The 17992-nt window shown below is 41.5% G+C and carries 16 protein-coding genes; 10 read left to right on the top strand and 6 right to left on the bottom strand.

What is annotated here, in order from left to right; genetic code table 11:
- Nucleotides 1-205: 205 nt before the first annotated feature.
- From FD724_RS10595 to FD724_RS10575, 5 genes are all read right to left on the bottom strand, one after another.
- Nucleotides 206-1417 carry an aspartate aminotransferase gene (locus tag FD724_RS10595; RefSeq protein ID WP_179072594.1) on the bottom strand — a complete coding sequence of 404 codons (1212 nt, stop codon included), beginning with the start codon at nucleotides 1415-1417 and terminating at the stop codon, nucleotides 206-208.
- Entirely contained in the window at nucleotides 1414-2604 is a 1191-nt protein-coding gene (locus FD724_RS10590; RefSeq protein WP_012411383.1) for an iron-containing alcohol dehydrogenase family protein, read from the bottom strand. Before FD724_RS10590 ends, FD724_RS10595 begins: the two co-directional genes overlap by 4 nt.
- A 705-nt stretch (nucleotides 2605-3309) precedes the next feature.
- Nucleotides 3310-3831 (bottom strand): Ycf51 family protein, encoded by a 522-nt coding sequence (locus tag FD724_RS10585; RefSeq protein WP_179072593.1) that lies wholly within the window; start codon nucleotides 3829-3831, stop codon nucleotides 3310-3312.
- Between the two features lie 970 nt (nucleotides 3832-4801).
- Nucleotides 4802-6130, bottom strand: coding sequence for an O-antigen ligase (locus FD724_RS10580; RefSeq protein ID WP_179072592.1), 1329 nt, complete (start codon nucleotides 6128-6130; stop codon nucleotides 4802-4804).
- Entirely contained in the window at nucleotides 6112-6954 is an 843-nt protein-coding gene (locus FD724_RS10575) for a hypothetical protein (protein WP_179072591.1), read from the bottom strand. Before FD724_RS10575 ends, FD724_RS10580 begins: the two co-directional genes overlap by 19 nt.
- 138 nt (nucleotides 6955-7092) lie before the next feature.
- On the opposite strand from FD724_RS10575, the gene FD724_RS10570 reads away from it, so the two are divergent.
- The 9 genes from FD724_RS10570 to FD724_RS10530 all read left to right on the top strand — a co-directional run bounded on the left by FD724_RS10570 (nucleotide 7093) and on the right by FD724_RS10530 (nucleotide 16487).
- A complete protein-coding gene (locus FD724_RS10570) occupies nucleotides 7093-8157 on the top strand; it encodes an NAD(P)/FAD-dependent oxidoreductase (protein WP_179072590.1) in 1065 nt (354 codons plus the stop codon).
- Nucleotides 8158-8676: 519 nt separating this feature from the next.
- Nucleotides 8677-9054 (top strand): hypothetical protein, encoded by a 378-nt coding sequence (locus FD724_RS10565; RefSeq protein WP_114082370.1) that lies wholly within the window; start codon nucleotides 8677-8679, stop codon nucleotides 9052-9054.
- Nucleotides 9055-9188: 134 nt separating this feature from the next.
- On the top strand, nucleotides 9189-10013 hold the full coding sequence (locus tag FD724_RS10560) for an SIMPL domain-containing protein (protein WP_179072589.1): 825 nt from the start codon (nucleotides 9189-9191) through the stop codon (nucleotides 10011-10013).
- Nucleotides 10014-10682: 669 nt separating this feature from the next.
- A complete protein-coding gene (locus FD724_RS10555) occupies nucleotides 10683-10799 on the top strand; it encodes a VOC family protein (RefSeq protein ID WP_179072588.1) in 117 nt (38 codons plus the stop codon).
- A gap of 310 nt (nucleotides 10800-11109) precedes the next feature.
- Nucleotides 11110-11748: a glutathione S-transferase family protein gene (locus tag FD724_RS10550; protein ID WP_179072587.1), complete on the top strand. Its 639-nt coding sequence runs from the start codon at nucleotides 11110-11112 to the stop codon at nucleotides 11746-11748.
- Between the two features lie 476 nt (nucleotides 11749-12224).
- A complete protein-coding gene (locus tag FD724_RS10545) occupies nucleotides 12225-13094 on the top strand; it encodes an inositol monophosphatase family protein (RefSeq protein ID WP_179072586.1) in 870 nt (289 codons plus the stop codon).
- Between the two features lie 44 nt (nucleotides 13095-13138).
- Complete coding sequence (locus FD724_RS10540; RefSeq protein ID WP_179072585.1) at nucleotides 13139-14131, top strand: 2-dehydropantoate 2-reductase; 993 nt, start codon at nucleotides 13139-13141, stop codon at nucleotides 14129-14131.
- A gap of 147 nt (nucleotides 14132-14278) precedes the next feature.
- Nucleotides 14279-15760, top strand: a complete 1482-nt coding sequence (locus FD724_RS10535; RefSeq protein ID WP_179072584.1) for an ABC transporter permease subunit — start codon at nucleotides 14279-14281, stop codon at nucleotides 15758-15760.
- The gene (locus tag FD724_RS10530; protein WP_179072583.1) at nucleotides 15753-16487 is read left to right on the top strand and encodes an amino acid ABC transporter ATP-binding protein; all 735 of its coding nucleotides are present in this window, start codon (nucleotides 15753-15755) and stop codon (nucleotides 16485-16487) included. Before FD724_RS10535 ends, FD724_RS10530 begins: the two co-directional genes overlap by 8 nt.
- On the opposite strand, the gene FD724_RS10525 is transcribed toward FD724_RS10530, so the two are convergent.
- Entirely contained in the window at nucleotides 16484-16972 is a 489-nt protein-coding gene (locus tag FD724_RS10525) for an NUDIX hydrolase (RefSeq protein ID WP_179072582.1), read from the bottom strand. The two genes, FD724_RS10530 and FD724_RS10525, sit on opposite strands and share 4 nt — an antisense overlap.
- Before the next feature lie 331 nt (nucleotides 16973-17303).
- Between FD724_RS10525 and FD724_RS10520 the strand changes: the two genes are divergently transcribed.
- Nucleotides 17304-17840: an isochorismatase family cysteine hydrolase gene (locus FD724_RS10520; protein WP_179072581.1), complete on the top strand. Its 537-nt coding sequence runs from the start codon at nucleotides 17304-17306 to the stop codon at nucleotides 17838-17840.
- Nucleotides 17841-17992 lie beyond the last annotated feature (152 nt).

Here is a 17992-nt window from a genome sequence, read left to right as displayed (position 1 = left end):
CGTACTTGTTTGACCCAACTGTACGCCAAATGTTGGAAAGTCGAAACCATCCCGCTTACTTACACTTGCCACTAATGGCAGCAGGGACGCATAGATTAAATTACGCGACGATTATTGCAAAGGAAGTAAAAGCCCGCAGCAATTAAATGAGCATCCTAGCAGGGTAGGGTTGCATGAATTAGATTTCGATAAGGTTATGCTATTTTCATTGTGAGGCAGAGACTACAACTTCAGGTTGATAGCGGATGCCGGCTTGTTTGAAGCGATGTAAAGCTTCACCCAAGCGATCGCAATCGGCAATCAAACTGATCCTTACATAACCCTCACCCGCAACCCCAAAGGCATTACCTGGAGTCAGAACAACGCCAGTTTGTTGCAACACGTTCAAGGCAAAATCAGTGGAACCCATACCAACGGGACACTTCACCCAAAGATACATTGTCGCCTTGGTTCTGGGGATATCCCAACCCAACTCTCCTAACCCGTCAATGAGGAAATCGCGGCGGGTACGGTAGCGTTGTTGTACTTCGTGTAAATAGACATCTGGCAATTGCAAGGCGGTTTCGGCTGCTTTTTGCAAGGCGGAAAAAATACCGTAATCCAAGTTAGTTTTTAGTGTCCGTAAACCTTGAATTACATGGCGGTTCCCCACCACAAAACCAACGCGCCAACCAGCCATATTATAGGTTTTAGATAAGGTGTGGAATTCTACACCAATATCTTTCGCGCCGGGAATTTCTAGCAAGCTAGTGGGTTGATAACCATCAAAAGCTAACTCGGCGTAACATAAATCATGCACCAGTAAAATTTCATATTTACGGGCGAAAGCGACGATTTCTTCAAAGAATTCGCGGGGGGCTGTGGCAGCAGTGGGATTGCTGGGATAGTTGAAATAGAGAATTTTAGCTTGTCTTGCAACCTCATCAGGAATGGCAGCTAAATCGATTAACCAGTCATTCTCTGGTTTAAGAATCAAACTGTGGATTTTGCCGCCTGCGATCGCCGGGCCGCGAAAATGAGCGGGATAAGCTGGGGAAGGTACCAAAACTAAATCGCCAGGGTTAACGTAGGCGATCGCTAAATGGGTTAATCCTTCTTTAGAACCCAGCAATGGCAAGGCTTCACTATCGGGATCTAAAACCACACCATAACGGCGATGATACCAATTGGTGATCGCCCGACGAAAACTAGCAGTCCCTTCAAAGGGCGGATAACCGTGATTGGCGGGATCTTTCAAGGCTGCGATCGCTGCTTCAACAACTGGTGCTGGTGTTGCACCGTCGGGGTTTCCCATACCCAAGTCAATTAAATCTAACCCTTGTTCCCGTGCTTTCGCTTTTAGTTCATCTAAACGGGCAAATACATAAGGTGGTAGTTTTTGTATGCGTTCTGCTGGGACAATCCAATTTAAACTCATTCTTCAACCTCGTCACTGATTCCCTTGGGCGAAACTCGATTCATGTCTTTACTATCTATAGGTGCAGTGGTGGAAACCATTGCTGCCATCAACTGTTCTGGCGCGACTTTAAATGGTAGTCGATGGATGTCAGAATTAGGAACTAGAGCAATTTCGGCGGCTGTTTGTAACTCACCTAATGTAATATTGCCCAATCCCAAATCACTTAATTTTTGGGGTAGTCCAATTTCTGTGTAGAACTTTAACAACTGTTGTCGTGCTGATGCTGCTAGTTGATTGCCTTGTAGCATTTCTTCTAAACGCAGTTGCACTAAAATTCCAAAAGCGACTTTTTCGCCATGAATACTGCCATGTCCTGAAATATGAGTTAAACCATTATGCACGGCATGGGCAGCAACTGTGCGACACTGCGCCCCTCCAAGTCCTCCAACTACCCCAGCTAATAAAACACTTGCGTCTACGACTTCTCGCCAAACTTCGCTACCTGGTTCCTTCAAGGCGGCGGCTGACTTTTGCAAGAGGATATCTCGCAAAACTCTTGCTTGTTGCACCGCAGCAATAATTAAAGTGTCTTGCAAATGCCCACTGCTAACAGAGGCTTCATACCACTTAGCGATCGCATCACCAATTCCAGCTACTAAAGTCCGTTGTGGTGCAGTTTGAATCAAGTCATAATCGAGTATCAGTAAATCGGGACAACGAGACAGTCCTACATCGTAGAGAAACGCCCCATTTTCCGAATAAACATTCGACAAGGCACTCCAAGCTGCACAGGTAGCCCCTGATGTCGGAATTGTCACCACTGGTAACTGTAACTGCTGCGCGAGTAATTTTGCTGTATCTAAGGCTTTGCCGCCACCAACACCAATAATCACATCAGCTTTATGTTCTTTTGCCTTCTTCTGTAAAGATTTCAGGCTAGCTTCGCAGCAATCTGCACCATAAGAAGCTTGAACAGGATGTAACTGTTGCGTTTCTAAAACTGGTTGCAAATTCTTTCGGCTGATGGCGAGAGTCGATTCACCTGCCACAATTAAGGGACGACTTCCCAAACAGGCAATCTCTGCTGCGGCTGCTTGCAACACCCCAGAACCACGGATGACTTTTGCCGGGGCAACTGTGAGCGTAAATAATGAACTAGAGGTTTGAGTAGACAAAGAAGGTTGAGTAGAAAGTTGATTAGACATATAATCTAGTTTGCCAAAAACTTGATATTTCTTAATCTAATAGACTTGCAACAAAAGATACTTGTTGCCAGATGGCTAAAAACTTACATCTGACTCAACTAGGTTTTAACCGATCTAATCGCTAACTGGTTAAGCCATTTAACGACGTTGCTTGAATCTGTTGTGTCCATTAGCCTGAAATTCCGAACTATCAAAGTTTTGAATAACCGTATGATTAACTAACATTACCACTCTCAGATTCTCAAGAAAAGTGATTGAGAACTGAATCGTCTGTCGATGGTCATTTCAGCTATGGATAGATGCGTTAGGGTTTACAGATCGATGTCCGCTCCCACAGCGTTGCATTTGGCTGCAAAAAATTGTAAAAATGTCAATAGTGGCAATTACAATAACAACCGACAAATCACAACTGTCAGTATCCATTACCCGCAGGCTGATCGATCTTTTTCCACAGTAGAATCACGAAAGTGTGAACATCTTAATCTAATAATAACTATTAATGTATCGGTAAATACAAAATAAATTATGTCATTCTGATAACAAGCATTGGATTGGGGATTGGGGATTGGGGATTGGGGATTGGGAATTGGGAAGAGGACTTGGGGACAAGAGGTGAGAACTTGAAACAAGTCTTTCCCCTTATCCCCAATTCTCCTTGTCCCCTTGTCCCCCCTGCCCTCTGCCTCTTTCCCATTCCCCATTCCCTTAACCGTTAGATTTTGGCAATTGGGCGAATTTGTCTGTGTAAATTTCCACTGTGACTGGTGAATTTTGATGAGAAACTAGCGATCGCTTGGCCTCACCCAAGTAAACTGGTACAGAAACCCCTGTTTCTGGGTGGATAATGACGCGGGCGCGAACTGTCAACTTGTCGTCTTCCCGTGTACCTGAACGACCATAAGAAAATAGATTACTAGCTGCTTGACGTAAAGTTGCTTCTAATTGCGTAGGTGTAATTTTGGGCGATGTAGTAATAACCGCTTGTGTTGAGCCATTGTCATAAACTAGAGTGTACTTCGTCGCTCCTGGAATCACAGCCCGACTCAAGGGGACTATCGACAGTGCAAATAAACCACCTGTCAGCACCAGCATAAAGCCAGTCGTACCCACCAGCCGAAAGCGGATGCCCCATTTGAGAATAAAAGCCAAAACTGTTAAGGCAGCGAATACCAAGGTAGCTATACCTGACCATTGGGTGTACTGAAGAAAGTTAGCTGTTGTGAGCATAGGGTAGGTTATGGATGCGTCTTTTTTTTCGTTACTGACATATCCATTTTACTGAGAGCTTACACCATAAGGGTTATCGTATGTCTTTAATGCTAATCAGAATATTGGGTGGTTAGATGCGTACTTCTAGGCCGAAGCAAGCTACGGGGAGCATCTTCAAGATTTGCGGCTTGTCGCCAGACATCGTAGTTTTAATAAAGTTTAAACTTGCGTTTAGCCTAAGTTTAGTGGTGAAATGGAGCCAACTTCAGAACAGTAGATGAGCTACAACAAGTCATCCAAGAAAAACGTCGCCAAGGCTTAGAGCCATAGCGAAAATTCACATCATTCCTAAGTTATTCAGAACAGTATTGCCTCATCAAAAATATGGGTCTGAAACCCCGTGCTTCACGCAATGCTTTAAAGTAATGAGTAAGGAGTAATGAGTAATGAGTGGATGAAAAATGGGTATTTACTCATTACTTATTACTTATTACTCATTACTCCTTCTTAAGAGTGCGTACCCTTCTCCTGACGGAGACGCTGCGCGAACGGGAACGCCAAGGGCGAACACGCCGGGGAGTATGTCAACAGAGACAATATGGGAATTTATAGATGTTTGAACTTAGTTTGAACACTATCAATAATTCCTAGCCAATCAGCATCTCTATTCCACTTTAATTTCAGTAACCATGTCTGACATTCCTTGATTAAAGCTAAAATCTTTTCAGATATTTCGTCAAATTGAATATTTTTTTATTTGTGCTTAACTGAAGAAAAATAATAAATATACAAAAGGGCATCTACAAGAGATGCCCGTCATGCAAGAAAACCCCAAAGGGTTGTCCTTACACCTTCCCAACAATCAGCAACATCGAGTGTGACTAATTAAGTGTTAGTTACACTCACATAGTAATCTTATTAACTAAAAACTCGAAGTGTCCCCAGTGCATACACTGAAAAATAACTAATAGCTATTATCCACGTCTAACTAATTTGGATGAGATTCAAGTCTGTATTGTTGCTTATAACGATGTACTACTCCAGAAATGGCAGCCAAAATTAACCATGAAATTACATTCAAACGAAAATCGAAGAGGGTTACATCTACTGTATTCAATAAAACCCAACCAATAAAGGCCAGAAGATAACTGAAAAATATCAATCTATCTTCTGTATTTATATATTTAGACTTTCGTAATAATTGCACGCTTGTAATCAAAATCCAAGCAAGTAAGCCACAAAATAAAAAAGTACTAGGAAAACCAGTTTCAGCAGATAACATCAAAAACAAGTTATGGGGATGACCCAAGGGAATCTGCGTTTGCGCTTTGTAGAGTCCACTAAAACTGCGTAATCCCCAACCAGTCCAAGGATGTTCTTTGGCTAAAGACCAGGCAAACTCCCATTGAGTTTTTCGCATTAAAGCGACTGGTCTATCTGGATACATATCGTCATTTAACCTTGCCCAAAAGAAGGCAGGAACTACCCGGCGAAAAATTTGAGCGACTGGCGAGGGAGCAAAAGCTGCCAAAAGCACGCTAGAGACGATCGCAGCGACACCACCCACAAGAATGCGCCAGCCTTGGTAGAGTGCATAAGCTAAACAGGCAAAAATAGCGATCGCCCAGCCATTGCGTGAGTTAGTGAAAATCAAGGTAATGAAATTTGTAATCACCGCAATAGTTAAGAAGATCAAGGGAAGTGAATTCTTCCTAATACCCAATTCTCGATACAATCGCCATTGTTCTAGCCACAACCCTAAGCTAAGGATGAAAACTATTGTTAGATAAGCGGCAAAGGTGTTAGCGTGCAAGAAAAGTGAGGCTATGCGACCTGGCGGATTTCCTCCTGGTGCGATCGTCCAATTCAACACAACCCACAAAATTTCTAATTTCAAACTCCAGCCTAAAAATAACTGTCCCAAACCAAGAATTATCACTGGCATGGAACCGATCGCTAAAACCCATGACATTTGGCGCAATTGGACAAATGTTTGAATTAGAGCGCTATGGGCAACAAAAAGTAAAAAGAATGGTAATAAATTAAATAAGCCAAGGAAAGCTGCTGTTTTGTCATCGGCAAATCCAGCACTTACGATTAGCAACAGACTCAAAAGGGCAAATCCCCAATTGAGGGGGCGGCGATTAATTTTGTGGGATTGTTTCAGCCAAGTTATTAATGAGACAAAACCAATAGTCACAGCCCCCAACAATGGACTCAATGGGAAGATTAACAATGCCCATAGAGAGTAGTTCCAAGAAGATTGCCAGCGAGACTTGAAATAATCAGAAACCTTGTTCAAGCTGGCTCCCAACATTCCTCACGAGTGAGGCGAATTTGAGCTAAAGCGAAAATAGTCGGAATGATCCGACCATAGTTAGTGGCGATCGCTCTCCACCCTAAATCTGCAAAAAACCAAGTCCACATCATTGGCCCAATCACGGCAAACATCGTGCGGGCTGCCCCATAACGAGCTGCACTCACTGTCATACCCCGTTGCGCCATTTGCATAGCTACATAGCTTTGAAATTGCGTTGCAGCAGCTTCTGAGCCTGTAATCGCCGCTTGTTTTGCTACTTCATAAGTAGCAAAGTGGATGGCAAATTGACGAGCAATTTGCTTAAGTACCATTGGCTGGAGAAGTGAAGTAACCGCGATCGCACCACCGCCTTTGAAAAGCAAACCCAAGGGGTCAGGCTGTAATAAAAGTGGTAACGGTTCTTTTAGTTCTGATTGCACAAGGTGACGCTGCACTCTGAGAGTCAATTTTTGCTTTTCCTGTTCAGGTAATTTTTTCCATACCTGTCCTAGTAGATGCAAAAATACTTCTGCTTCTAAATCAATAGTTGGCAGCTGATGAGAATAGGGAATTTTTAGATACTTACATACTTGAACTAAGGCTTGTCGGTAAGTTACCTGGCCTGTACGTCCCCGTAATACTGTCATCCCATCTGCCGCCAAAAAGCGAAAGCGTCCCTCTAGTGAATCTAACCAAGCTTTGCGGTCTTGGCTTTGCACTTCGATGGGTTCGGGTGTGTGTACATAGTCTAGGGGATTGAACTTACGACTAAATAAAATTGCCGTTAAATCTTGCAATTCTTCTTCGGTCGCTAACTCTAGCGCCGCCCTCATTTCATCCAATTTCCCTTCCTCCCTTCCGTGCAGCTTTCTGTACCTTATTCTACTATTAGCTTTCAGCAGTCATTAGTAGTAATTTTGTCCTTTGATAATAACCTAATGACCAATAACTAATAATTAATGACTAAGGATTATGGACTTATGACTGATATTGCAGTGATTGGTGCCGGAATGGCCGGTTTAGTCTGCGCCCAGCAATTAAGTCAAGCTGGATATTCGGTGCTAGTAGTGGACAAGTCCCGTGGTTTGGGTGGAAGATTGGCTACACGCCGCTTGCATGGAACTTGCGCCGATCATGGGGCTTGTTACCTGAAGCCAAAGGGTGAATTATTTAAACGTTTTGTGGAGATATTACGATCGCGCCATATCCTCGAAGTTTGGACAGAGGAAGTTTACGAACTCACAGCAGGCGCTCCTTTATCTGAACCGAAAAACCGTAGTCCGCGATATGTTGCACCTAGTGGAATGAGTGCGATCGCTAAATCCCTCGCTCCAGGTTTAGAAATATTACTGAATCAGCGTGTCATTGCGATTACCCCAACTCCCGAAAAGAGTTGGCGGATCACTCTTGAATCTAGCAACGAAGAATTAACTGCAAAAGCTATAGTCGTCGCCATTCCTGCACCCCAAGCGGTGATGCTGTTGGAATCTTTGGGTGAAGGTGTATTAGATACAGCCTTTCTTGATAACTTGCGTTCTGTAGAATTTTATCCTTCCATTAGTGCGATCGCTGGATATCCTTCTACATCTCAACCACTCCCTCAGTGGAAAGCTCTAACTTTTGTAGATGATGCTGATTTAGCATGGATTGGTTTGGACAGTAGCAAGCGTCCTAACCCTCAACAACCACATTTTGTAGTGCAAAGTAGCGCTGATTTTGCCCAACGCCATCTAGAATCCCAGGATTTAGAACCTGTTGGAAAGCTAATATTGCAACGAGCAGCCGAATCTCTTGCCCTTCCCTGGCTGAATACTCCTGAATGGATGCAGGTACATCGTTGGCGTTATGCCTTTCCTAGCCGTCCTTGGCACGAAGCTTTTTTGTCTGCCGAAACTCCCTTACCTTTAGTTTGCTGTGGTGATTGGTGTGGCGGCAATCTTGCAGAAGGTGCGATGCTTTCTGGATTAGCGGCGGCAGATGAAATTAATCATCAGCTGCGTCATCTACCTTTAGACAATGTGAACTTTTTCAACGTTTTTGTCTGATCATTTCATCAGTCGCTAGACTGATTTTGCGCTCTCTTGAGTCGCTATTTGTCTGACTTACTAAAGCAATGTGCAACAAATAAGTTTTTTAGATGAAACAGTAAATCTCACAGTCAAAATAAAATGTGATATAAATTACCAACAAAGCTTATCTTCATTAAAAACTTGTTCCTAATTCAAGATTTTTATTGCCGTTAATTTTGATCCCCTAGCCTTGATGCTGCGTTTTATGTAGATTTCTGCCTTTTTGGCAAAAATTTGAAATAATTAGGATTATAAATATAAAATGTCGCTAACCTACCAGCATATTGGATTGCTGTTTTAATAAGTCATGCTGTAAATCAGTATAAACTTTAACTAAAATAAGCAAAGCCAAATGTCTGATATTAAACCAAGATAAAAGGCTAGTTACAGGGGTTATTGCATCTATCAGTTGAATTACTTTTAACTGATTTTCATCTAAAAAATTTGTTTTCTCCACCAATCATTGACTGGAATTAAAAAAGGAGTTTAAAAATCATGAAAACGGTAGTTAATTTAACACAGCAAACAGTAGTAGGAGAGATTGAAAGTGTTTTGGATACATATCCATACCATCCATATCAAAAAGCCTTTGCGATTCCTGACTTACGCCAAGAGCTAATTGCTTTCGTCCTCACCCGTCTTCCCTCTTTTGACGGCGCTATCTCTGAGGGACATATTTCCCTAGCGGAGGCTGAACAAGGAAGCTTGGCCTATTACAAATTGCCTCGTAAACCCTTAGAGCAGCAACTCCACCTACAGAATTTGATTCACCAAGGCATTTGTTTAATCGTTCAAGAAAAGTCAGATTGGATTAACGATCATGTTTGTGAAACAGTTCAGCCAGCTTGTGAAGCCTCTCACTGGTTTGGTTAATAGTTCGCAGTGAATTTTTAATTTTTGAGCTAATCTAACGGTGTTTAGTCGTGGGGTTAGCTCAATATTTTTGTAAGTATCCTGCTTTTGAGGTGTAAACTTTGACAATTAGGTTCAAAGGACATTCCCAGGACATGAGAAAAATAACTGCTCTAATGTTGGTAAGTATTACCGTGACTGTCGGCGTGGGAGTATTAACGCCCAAAGTTACTAATGCCCAATTATTTTATCCACCAGCAAGCGATCGCCATTCATTAATGGTAATCGGTCAAGGAGTAGTGAAAGTGCCAGCAGATACAGCCGATATTGAACTGGTATTCAGTAGCGAAAGTAGCAATGGTGAGTCAGAAACGCAACCATCATCTCTACCGCAAACCCGCCGCATTTCCTCACCAACTCTATTCTTAAATTACAAAACAGTAGCAGAATCTTCACCAAGCAAAAAATCACTAACTAAAGCAACTCTCCAGCCTGTAGTTAATAGCCTAGTTGCCAAAGGAATTAATGTTGATAAAATTCAAGTACAAATTAACCCAAATTCCAGCGAAAATAACGCCAAAATATTGGTGAGGTTGGAAAAACCAACACGCGAGCGTGTCCAGGAAATTGTTGCTACAGCGAACAAAGCGACAAGCCAACTTGAAAATATTTCCGTCAAGAGTGTGGGCGTTGAGTACGCAGTAAATGACTGTCAGGCTTTGCAGAGTTCAGTTTATCAATCAGCGATGAAAGATGCTCAAAGTCGCGCTCAGGCTTTAGCAACTGCTATGAGTGTTAAACTTGATGTTCCTTCTGTAGCCGAACCATTTTACACATTATTTTATCCCTCATGTAGTTCTAAAACTGGAGTTCCTTTACCATCATTTGCTAGTTTTTTATTATCACCGACTTATAATCCAGATGCCCCAGCAGAAGTTGAGATGAAAAAGGATATTTTTGTGACATATACAACTAAATAAGCATTTATATTTAAGTGTGTCGCACTTTAATTTAATCAAGATGATAAGTGCGATCGCTTAACTATTTTCTTCTGAGCCGAATCAATAACTCCAATAATGAAAAAACTCCAGAAATGTTTGTGACAAATCTGGAGTCAGGAAAGATACGCATTTACCTATACCAAATTTTCACCGTGAGAGTATCCTACGTCATCAGGGTATACACTCAAATACAGTAAAGAATGTCTGAGGATTAACTGCTTTGTTTACACAAATTTTCTGTTTGAATAGGACTTACGCACAAGTTACGGAATAAGGAACCGCAAAGGCGCAGAGAAATGCGAGTTTGAAACATGGGATTTTGCGTAACTCTTATTGAAGTAACGCAAAACAGCCCCAGTAAATCTGAGGCTGCTTTGCGAGAGTTGTTTGCTAGGATGGGGGTACATCAACAATGATGCCCTATGTTAAATATAAATAATTCAGTATGCATCCCTATTCAGCCGTCTTTTGGCTTATCAGGATGATTTGAAAAATTGCGTAGGCGCAGCCTGTCGTAGACATCGCTTTTTCAAAAAGAAACTCCAGATGCACTTAAGGCATTCTGGAGTAGTAACAGGTTTCTAACATCAATCAATTTTTACATCTGCGATCGCCAGATGTCCTTGGGGTATATACTCAAATGTATTTATGTCTACTCATCCGCAAATAGAACAGCAAATTACCTTCTTTTACACCCATAATCTCAATGCCTCTACACAATTCTACGAGCAAATGCTGGGCTTGGAGCTATTAGTCTGTCAATAAATAATTGAGTGATACACGGACAGGGTAATCTATAGATACCCTAATACTTGTCGGTTAAGGGAAAAGGGGAAGGGGAAAAGGGGAAGGGGAAAGGGGAAAGAAAAAACCTTTAACCTTTACCCCAAACCCAATGTCGAGTTAAAAATGGTTAACCGAGCAGTATTAATAGATACCCTTCCAAATCCAGAAATAAGTGCTTGATTTAGCACTACCCAAAACAAACCATTAGATAGATGAATAATTAGTCAGCTGATGGTAGTTTCAGATGATGAAAAGTCAGTAATAACTCCATTGTAAAAAAGTAGCTATTATGATCGTTGTCCATCATCTTAACAACTCGCGATCGCAGCGCGTACTATGGCTGCTTGAAGAATTAGGGATCGATTATGAAATTAAGTTCTACGAACGCGACCAGAAGACGATGCTGGCACCGGCATCCCTGCGTGAAGTCCATCCCCTCGGCAAGTCACCAGTAATCACAGATGCAGAAAATACTGTTGCTGAGTCAGGCGCTATCATTGAATACATCGTCGAACGCTACGGTAATGGTCAGCTAATCCCACCATCTGTTACACCAGAGCGTTTGCGCTATACTTATTGGCTGCATTATGCCGAAGGCTCTGCAATGCCACCTCTGGTAATGAATCTCGTCTTTAACCGTTTTGGTGTAGGAGATAGCGTAAACGAAGGATTTATCGCACCCCAGATTAAGCTTCACTTTGACTATATAGAAGGTGAACTTCGTAAAAATACATGGTTTGTAGGCGAAGAATTCACCGCCGCCGATATCCAAATGAGCTTTCCTTTGGAAATAGTCGCTATGGAAGCCGAACTCATCTCAAGCCGACCGAAAATTAAGCAATTTATCGAGCGCATCCATGCGCGGCCTGCTTACAAACGCGCTCTTGAACGTGGAGGCAGATACGACTTTGCCAATGGCATTCAATAATTCTTGTACCCATTTCAGATAATTAGAAACTGGTTAATGTTGCATTTAGAACATCATCAATCGCATCTTCTTCTAACTCAGTAGAAGTTGCCAGGAGCTTTTGGAGTTATTTTCAGAAGTTAGATAAAAAACAGCCACCCCAATACTGCTCGGGTTTTGCATTTTTAACTCGGAATCGGGTTTGGGGAAAAGGTTAAAGGGTTTTTTCTTTCCCTTTTCCCTTTCCCCTTTTCCCCTTAACCGAGAAGTATTGACAGCCACCCCCAATTCCACAAATCCTGCTGAAGCAGCAACAGCTTTTACATTTATAGGCATTAACTAGCAGTTTCTGCAATCAGTGCCGTAGTTCCTTGAACGTCCGGTAGATTGGTAAAGATTATGGTATCATTGCACCACAATGATACCGTAATTTTGTCTAGATATAGAATTCTATCGCTCTGCCAACGGTAGATTATTTCTGAAAGGAGTTTGCTGCAATGTCCACAACACCAACTACTCGACTAATTTTGGAGACTTTACTCCCCCATCTGAAAGTAGCAGCAGCTTATGCCCATTTTCTTCAACCAAAAATTGCTGCACTTCCCGCCAAAGGAGAAGGAAACAACTTTTTTAGTGCTGCACTTACTGATGCGGATGTGGCTATTCAAAATCTAGTAGAAGTAGTATTACTGGGCACTTTTCCAGATATTCGCTTTTATGGAGAAGAGTATGCAAGTTCTAACAACACCAAGTATTTTCGTGCTACCGAACTCGGTTCAGAAGGTGATTACTTAGTCACACTCGACCCAATCGATGGTACAAAGTTTTACATGGATGGACATTCTAATTACCAAATTATTCTCAGTATTCTAAATTCAGATGACTTTGAAGCCGTAATCGCCATTTCTCCTGCCCAAAACATTTATTTTTATGCCCTTCGAGGTGAAGGTGCTTTTAAAGGGACTCTGGACATGAGCCTAGAAGCCTGTGCCCCATTACATATAACATCTGCCAAACCTGCTATTTTGTTAGGATGGGCAATGAATTCTATTGGAAATTTACTAAAAGATCAATATCAAGTAATCGATATAGCGACTGATTACTCTAGTGATATTCAAATTCCTAATCTTAATGGTATTCTCAGTGGTGACTTGAGTGGAGCAGTGATTAAAGCGGGTAAATTTATTGATGTTGCTGCACTCGCTTTTATTGCGAGAGAGGCTGGTTGGATTGTAACGACTCTGGACGGTTCGACTTTACCGCCACTGCATACTTGCCAAAACTATAGCCTGCCTGGATTGATAGTAGCTGCCTCAAAATCTGTTCATCAAGATTTACTGAAAGCGATGCAAAACCTAGCTGTTTGAGGGTAAATAAGTAGTTAATTATTTGCTAACTATCCCTAAACAAAATGAAAATCTGTATTGTTGGCGCGGGTGCGATTGGTGGATATTTAGGGGCAAAACTGGCGCTAGCAGGTGAAGAAGTGACGCTGATTGCGCGTGGTTCTCATTTGGAGGCGATTCAAAAAAATGGTCTGAAGTTGCTTATGGCAGACGGTTCTAGCCAAATTGCTACTCCTTTTTTGGCAACTAGCGATATTCAAGAAGCGGGGCTACAGGATGTAGTAATTTTAACTGTGAAGGCTCACAGTGTGCCTGCGATCGCACCTCTTCTCCCTGCACTATACGATTCTCACACAATGGTGGTGACAGCCCAAAATGGCGTTCCTTGGTGGTACTTTCGTCAATATGGCGGTGAGTATGAAGGTACGCGGATTCAATCTGTTGATCCAGATGGGATTATTGAAGCTAGTATTGGTGCTGACCGCGCTATCGGTTGTGTTGTTTACCCGGCAACTGAGATAATTGAACCAGGTGTAATTAAGCATATTGAAGGCGATCGCTTTACTCTCGGTGAAATCGATGGTAGTAAAACAGAACGCATCCAATTATTGGCACAGACTTTAAAACAGGCAGGATTCAAAGCACCAATCCGCAATCAAATTCGCACGGAAATTTGGATCAAGTTGTGGGGGAATGTGGCATTTAATCCCATCAGTGCCATAACTGGTGCGACTCTAGAGGATATTTGTCGCTATCCCCTCACCCGTGAACTAGCACGACAAATGATGACTGAAACTCAAGCGATCGCAGAAAATTTGGGTATAAAGTTTGGCATCACTTTGGAACAGCGAATTAATGGGGCAGAAAACGTTGGTGCCCATAAAACGTCAATGTTACAAGATATTGAAGCCAGACGCGCTACGGAGATAGATGCGATCGTTGGCGCGGTGGCAGAATTGGGAAAACTTACTCAAATTCCTACACCTCATATTGATGCTATTTATGCCAGCGTTAAGCTACTGGAAGCGACAAAAGTCAGAATTTTTCAACATGGGTAGAAATTTTGGTTAAAAAATTCCTCTTTACTCTGTGTACTCTGCGTCTCTGTGGTTAAAAAAAGAATTTATTAACCGCAGAGGCACAGAGTACACAGAGAGAAGATTACGAGTCACATTGATAGTGCTAGTCCTATACTTATCAAGTTTATGAAGAGAAAGAAAGTATGGCTATTAACAATATTGGTTGTAGCATTAGTAGTCAGCATCATCGGACATAGTAATTCTCTAAAAGCTGCCTCACCTTTAGGAAAAGACACCCTGACGATGCTTACTTCCCCAGATTATCCTCCCTATGAGTTTTATGATACGAAAGGAGGCGATCGCCAAATCGTTGGCTTTGATATAGATATTGCCAAAACCCTTGCTGAAAAACTAGGGTTTAAACTTCAAATAATGGAATCCGATTTTAATGGATTAATCCCTGCACTCCAAGCGAATCGGGCTGATTTTGTCATGGCTGGGATGACTCCGACTCCAGAACGTCAAAAAAATATTGATTTTTCAATTATTTATTACGAAGCCAAAGATACAATTGTCGCTCCTAAAGGTAGCAACCTGAAGCAACCCCAAGACTTATCAGGAAAAAAACTTGGGGTACAACTAGGAACCATACAAGAACAAAATGCTCAGAAAATTGCTAAAAAAGTCGCGGGTATTCAGCTAAAGCAACTCAACAAAGTGCCGGAAGTAGTTCAAGAAATCAAATCTAGGCGAATTGATGCCGCAATTGTTGAAGATACCGTCGCTAAGGGATTTGCCCAAGCTAACCCAGATTTAGAATTTAATACAATTCCCTCAGAGGAGGCAAGTGGATCGGCGATCGCTTTTCCCAAAGGTTCTTCTTTTGTAGAACCTTTTAACAAAGTCCTTCAAGAAATGAAGGATGATGGCACATTGAATAAACTTGTCGCCAAATGGTTTTCAGAGAACACCACCAATCCTGTATCCTCAACTCCTGCCAAAGGCGGATTAAATCTCGACTTCACCAGAATTCTTCCAGATATTCCCTTTATTCTGCGGGGAATCCCTTTAACTTTGTTGTTCACGCTATTATCTGTAACCTTGGGGTTAATTTGGGGAACAATCCTGTCTCTATTAAAAATTCTCGGCATCAAACCGCTTACCTGGGTTGCTAACGCCTACACCTCTGTTTTTCGAGGTACACCTTTGCTATTACAGTTGGCATTGGTTTACTACGCAACACCCCAGCTTACAGGCTATGATATTTCCGCATTGGAGGCTGGGGTGTTAACTTTTACCCTGAATTCTGGCGCTTATATGTCGGAAACCATTAGGGGTGGGATTCAAGCGGTGGATAAAGGACAAAGTGAAGCGGCGATGTCTATGGGTGTTCCCTATTGGTTGATGATGTGGGATGTGATTTTGCCGCAAGCATTGAAGAATATTCTCCCCGCATTGGTAAATGAAACTATCGGATTGCTCAAAGATTCCGCGCTGGTGTCAACCATTGGGGTAGTGGAAATATTACGCAGTGCCCAAATCGTTGGTGCAAATAAGTATATTTATTTTGAACCACTGTTATTTGCAGGGTTAATCTACTATGTTTTGGTAATGGGTATGACTTTGGGTGCATCCGCTTTAGAAAAGAGGTTACGAGAAAGTGAGTAATGTAGTAATTCGCACGGAATTCTTATGTAAATCCTTTGGCAAACTCGATGTACTCAAAGATATTTCCACTGAGTTTTACCAGGGGGAAGTGGTTGCTATATTAGGCCCTTCTGGTTCAGGTAAGTCTACCTTTCTGCGATGCATAAACTTGCTAGAACAACCCACCAGAGGCAGAATTTATTTTCACGACCAAGAAATCACCAATCCCAAGGCAAACATCGCTAAAGTACGTCAGCAATTGGTGATGGTATTTCAACATTTTAATTTGTTTCCTCACATGAATGTGCTGCAAAATGTCACCTACGCACCTATAAAGGTGAAAGGAATAAACAAGCAAAAAGCAGAACAACATGGCTTAGAATTGCTTGCTAAGGTAGGTTTAGAAGAAAAAGTGTCTGTGTACCCATCCAAACTATCTGGGGGACAAAAACAGCGAGTAGCGATCGCGCGGGCATTAGCAATGGAACCAGAGATGATTTTGTTTGATGAACCCACCTCTGCATTAGATCCAGAAATGGTCAAAGATGTGTTGGAAGTGATGAAAGCTTTAGCGCTATCTGGGATGACAATGGCGATTGTTACTCATGAAATGGGGTTTGCGAGGGAAGTTGCCAATCGGATTATGTTCCTCGACCAGGGGATTTTAGCAGAAGACACTACTCCTAACGAGTTTTTCCAAAATCCTCAGTGCGATCGCGCCAAGCAGTTTTTAGAAAAAATGCTTTAGAACATCAGAAATTTGCCGCTTTTTTGGTATTCTTGAAACTTTTCCAAAACACTGCGATCGTTTGGCATTAACGTCGGTAAGTCCGCCAAATCAAAAAATTCCAGTGCCAGCGATTCTCCATCTAGGCAAGCGAGACTGCCTTCCCATTCAACAGATCGCAAAATCAAATTGAAGGTTTGGACGCGATCGCCGTTGGGATAAGTTACAGTTTCAAAGGCTGGATTGGAAGAAAACCCCACAGCTTCAAAATGCTTAACCGTTAAACCAGTTTCTTCAAAAACCTCTCGTGCTGAACATTCTTCGGCAGATTCACCTACTTCTGGATAGCCACCAGGTAGCCCCCAAAGTTTAAAATCACTTCGTTTTTGCAACAGAATGCGCCCCAAGTTATCCTCGATAATCACGTATACGCTAAATAACAGAAGTAAGCGATGGCCTACAACTTGTCGTAACTTGCCAAGATAAGAGTCTGACCAATTCGCCATAACGAGAAAGTTTGTAAAGAAACTCTAAAGGTAGCAAATAGCATCTAAATTTACTTCAGCGTTTGCACATCAGGATAGTTAAGAATCTTCGCATCTGAAGTTAGCAAAGGACATTTGCTATTATTAGCATACTGGGTATTAACCTGGCTCTAATACCATTTGACTTTAAGGTTAATACAAATAGGTAGCAGGGAGAAAGAATTAGAGACAAATCATTTGTATCAAGCATTTCGTGAAATGGTATAACTAGTGAGGGAGGAATTGAAGAGCAAGCTGCCAAAATTCAAAAAAATGTCTTCAGAACCAACCAATCAAGTACAGTAGTTAATATATGAATTTCTGTCTCTTTATCATTGATATTCAAAATGGATTTATCACTCCAAATACAAGCCATATTCCACAAAGAGTTAAATCTTTATTAGAGCAAAACATCTTTGAACACGTCATTTTCACAAGATTTATAAATACCCCTAATAGCCCTTATATCAAATATCTAAATTGGCACAATCTCACATCACCATTTGAGCAAAAAATTGTTAATAAAATTGAACCATTTGCTCAAGTAGTTTTTGATAAAACTATATATACTGCTTGTAATACAGAGACACTCAATTTTATAAATAAAAATAATATTCAAAAAGTATTTATTTGTGGTTTAGACACTGATTCTTGTGTTTTAAAAACTGCCATTGATTTTTTTGAGAACAATATCAATCCTTATATTTTAAAATATTACTCAGCATCAACAGGCGGTGATAAAATCCACCAAGCAGGTCTTTTAGTATTAAGCCAGATGATTGGGGTAAATAATATTGTAACTGAACCTTTAGACAGGCAAAATTTAAATAAATATTTACAGTTAGTATAAGAATTTTCTCTAATTTCTGAACATAATTTCAGATAAAAGTTCTGACAAAACAGGCTGTTTATTGCTGTTAGGTTTTAGCTTTCAGAATAATAACTTTCACAGCTTCCCTGGTATGAAAGGGTAAACCCCGCAGAGTAATAGCCACATCTTAA

It is taken from the genome of Nostoc sp. C057 (assembly GCF_013393925.1).
Taxonomy (GTDB): domain Bacteria; phylum Cyanobacteriota; class Cyanobacteriia; order Cyanobacteriales; family Nostocaceae; genus Nostoc; species Nostoc muscorum_A.
This window is presented reverse-complemented; position numbering and strand designations above follow the sequence as displayed.

What these genes read in the sequence shown, in the direction of transcription:
- FD724_RS10570 (WP_179072590.1), top strand. Translation starts at nt 7,093, where the DNA reads ATGACTGATATTGCAGTGATTGGTGCCGGAATGGCCGGTTTAGTCTGC.
- FD724_RS10550 (WP_179072587.1), top strand. Translation starts at nt 11,110, where the DNA reads ATGATCGTTGTCCATCATCTTAACAACTCGCGATCGCAGCGCGTACTA.
- FD724_RS10565 (WP_114082370.1), top strand. Translation starts at nt 8,677, where the DNA reads ATGAAAACGGTAGTTAATTTAACACAGCAAACAGTAGTAGGAGAGATT.
- FD724_RS10585 (WP_179072593.1), bottom strand. Translation starts at nt 3,831, where the DNA reads ATGCTCACAACAGCTAACTTTCTTCAGTACACCCAATGGTCAGGTATA.
- FD724_RS10595 (WP_179072594.1), bottom strand. Translation starts at nt 1,417, where the DNA reads ATGAGTTTAAATTGGATTGTCCCAGCAGAACGCATACAAAAACTACCA.
- FD724_RS10560 (WP_179072589.1), top strand. Translation starts at nt 9,189, where the DNA reads ATGAGAAAAATAACTGCTCTAATGTTGGTAAGTATTACCGTGACTGTC.
- FD724_RS10520 (WP_179072581.1), top strand. Translation starts at nt 17,304, where the DNA reads ATGAATTTCTGTCTCTTTATCATTGATATTCAAAATGGATTTATCACT.
- FD724_RS10590 (WP_012411383.1), bottom strand. Translation starts at nt 2,604, where the DNA reads ATGTCTAATCAACTTTCTACTCAACCTTCTTTGTCTACTCAAACCTCT.
- FD724_RS10580 (WP_179072592.1), bottom strand. Translation starts at nt 6,130, where the DNA reads ATGTTGGGAGCCAGCTTGAACAAGGTTTCTGATTATTTCAAGTCTCGC.
- FD724_RS10545 (WP_179072586.1), top strand. Translation starts at nt 12,225, where the DNA reads ATGTCCACAACACCAACTACTCGACTAATTTTGGAGACTTTACTCCCC.
- FD724_RS10525 (WP_179072582.1), bottom strand. Translation starts at nt 16,972, where the DNA reads ATGGCGAATTGGTCAGACTCTTATCTTGGCAAGTTACGACAAGTTGTA.
- FD724_RS10540 (WP_179072585.1), top strand. Translation starts at nt 13,139, where the DNA reads ATGAAAATCTGTATTGTTGGCGCGGGTGCGATTGGTGGATATTTAGGG.
- FD724_RS10555 (WP_179072588.1), top strand. Translation starts at nt 10,683, where the DNA reads ATGTCTACTCATCCGCAAATAGAACAGCAAATTACCTTCTTTTACACC.
- FD724_RS10535 (WP_179072584.1), top strand. Translation starts at nt 14,279, where the DNA reads ATGAAGAGAAAGAAAGTATGGCTATTAACAATATTGGTTGTAGCATTA.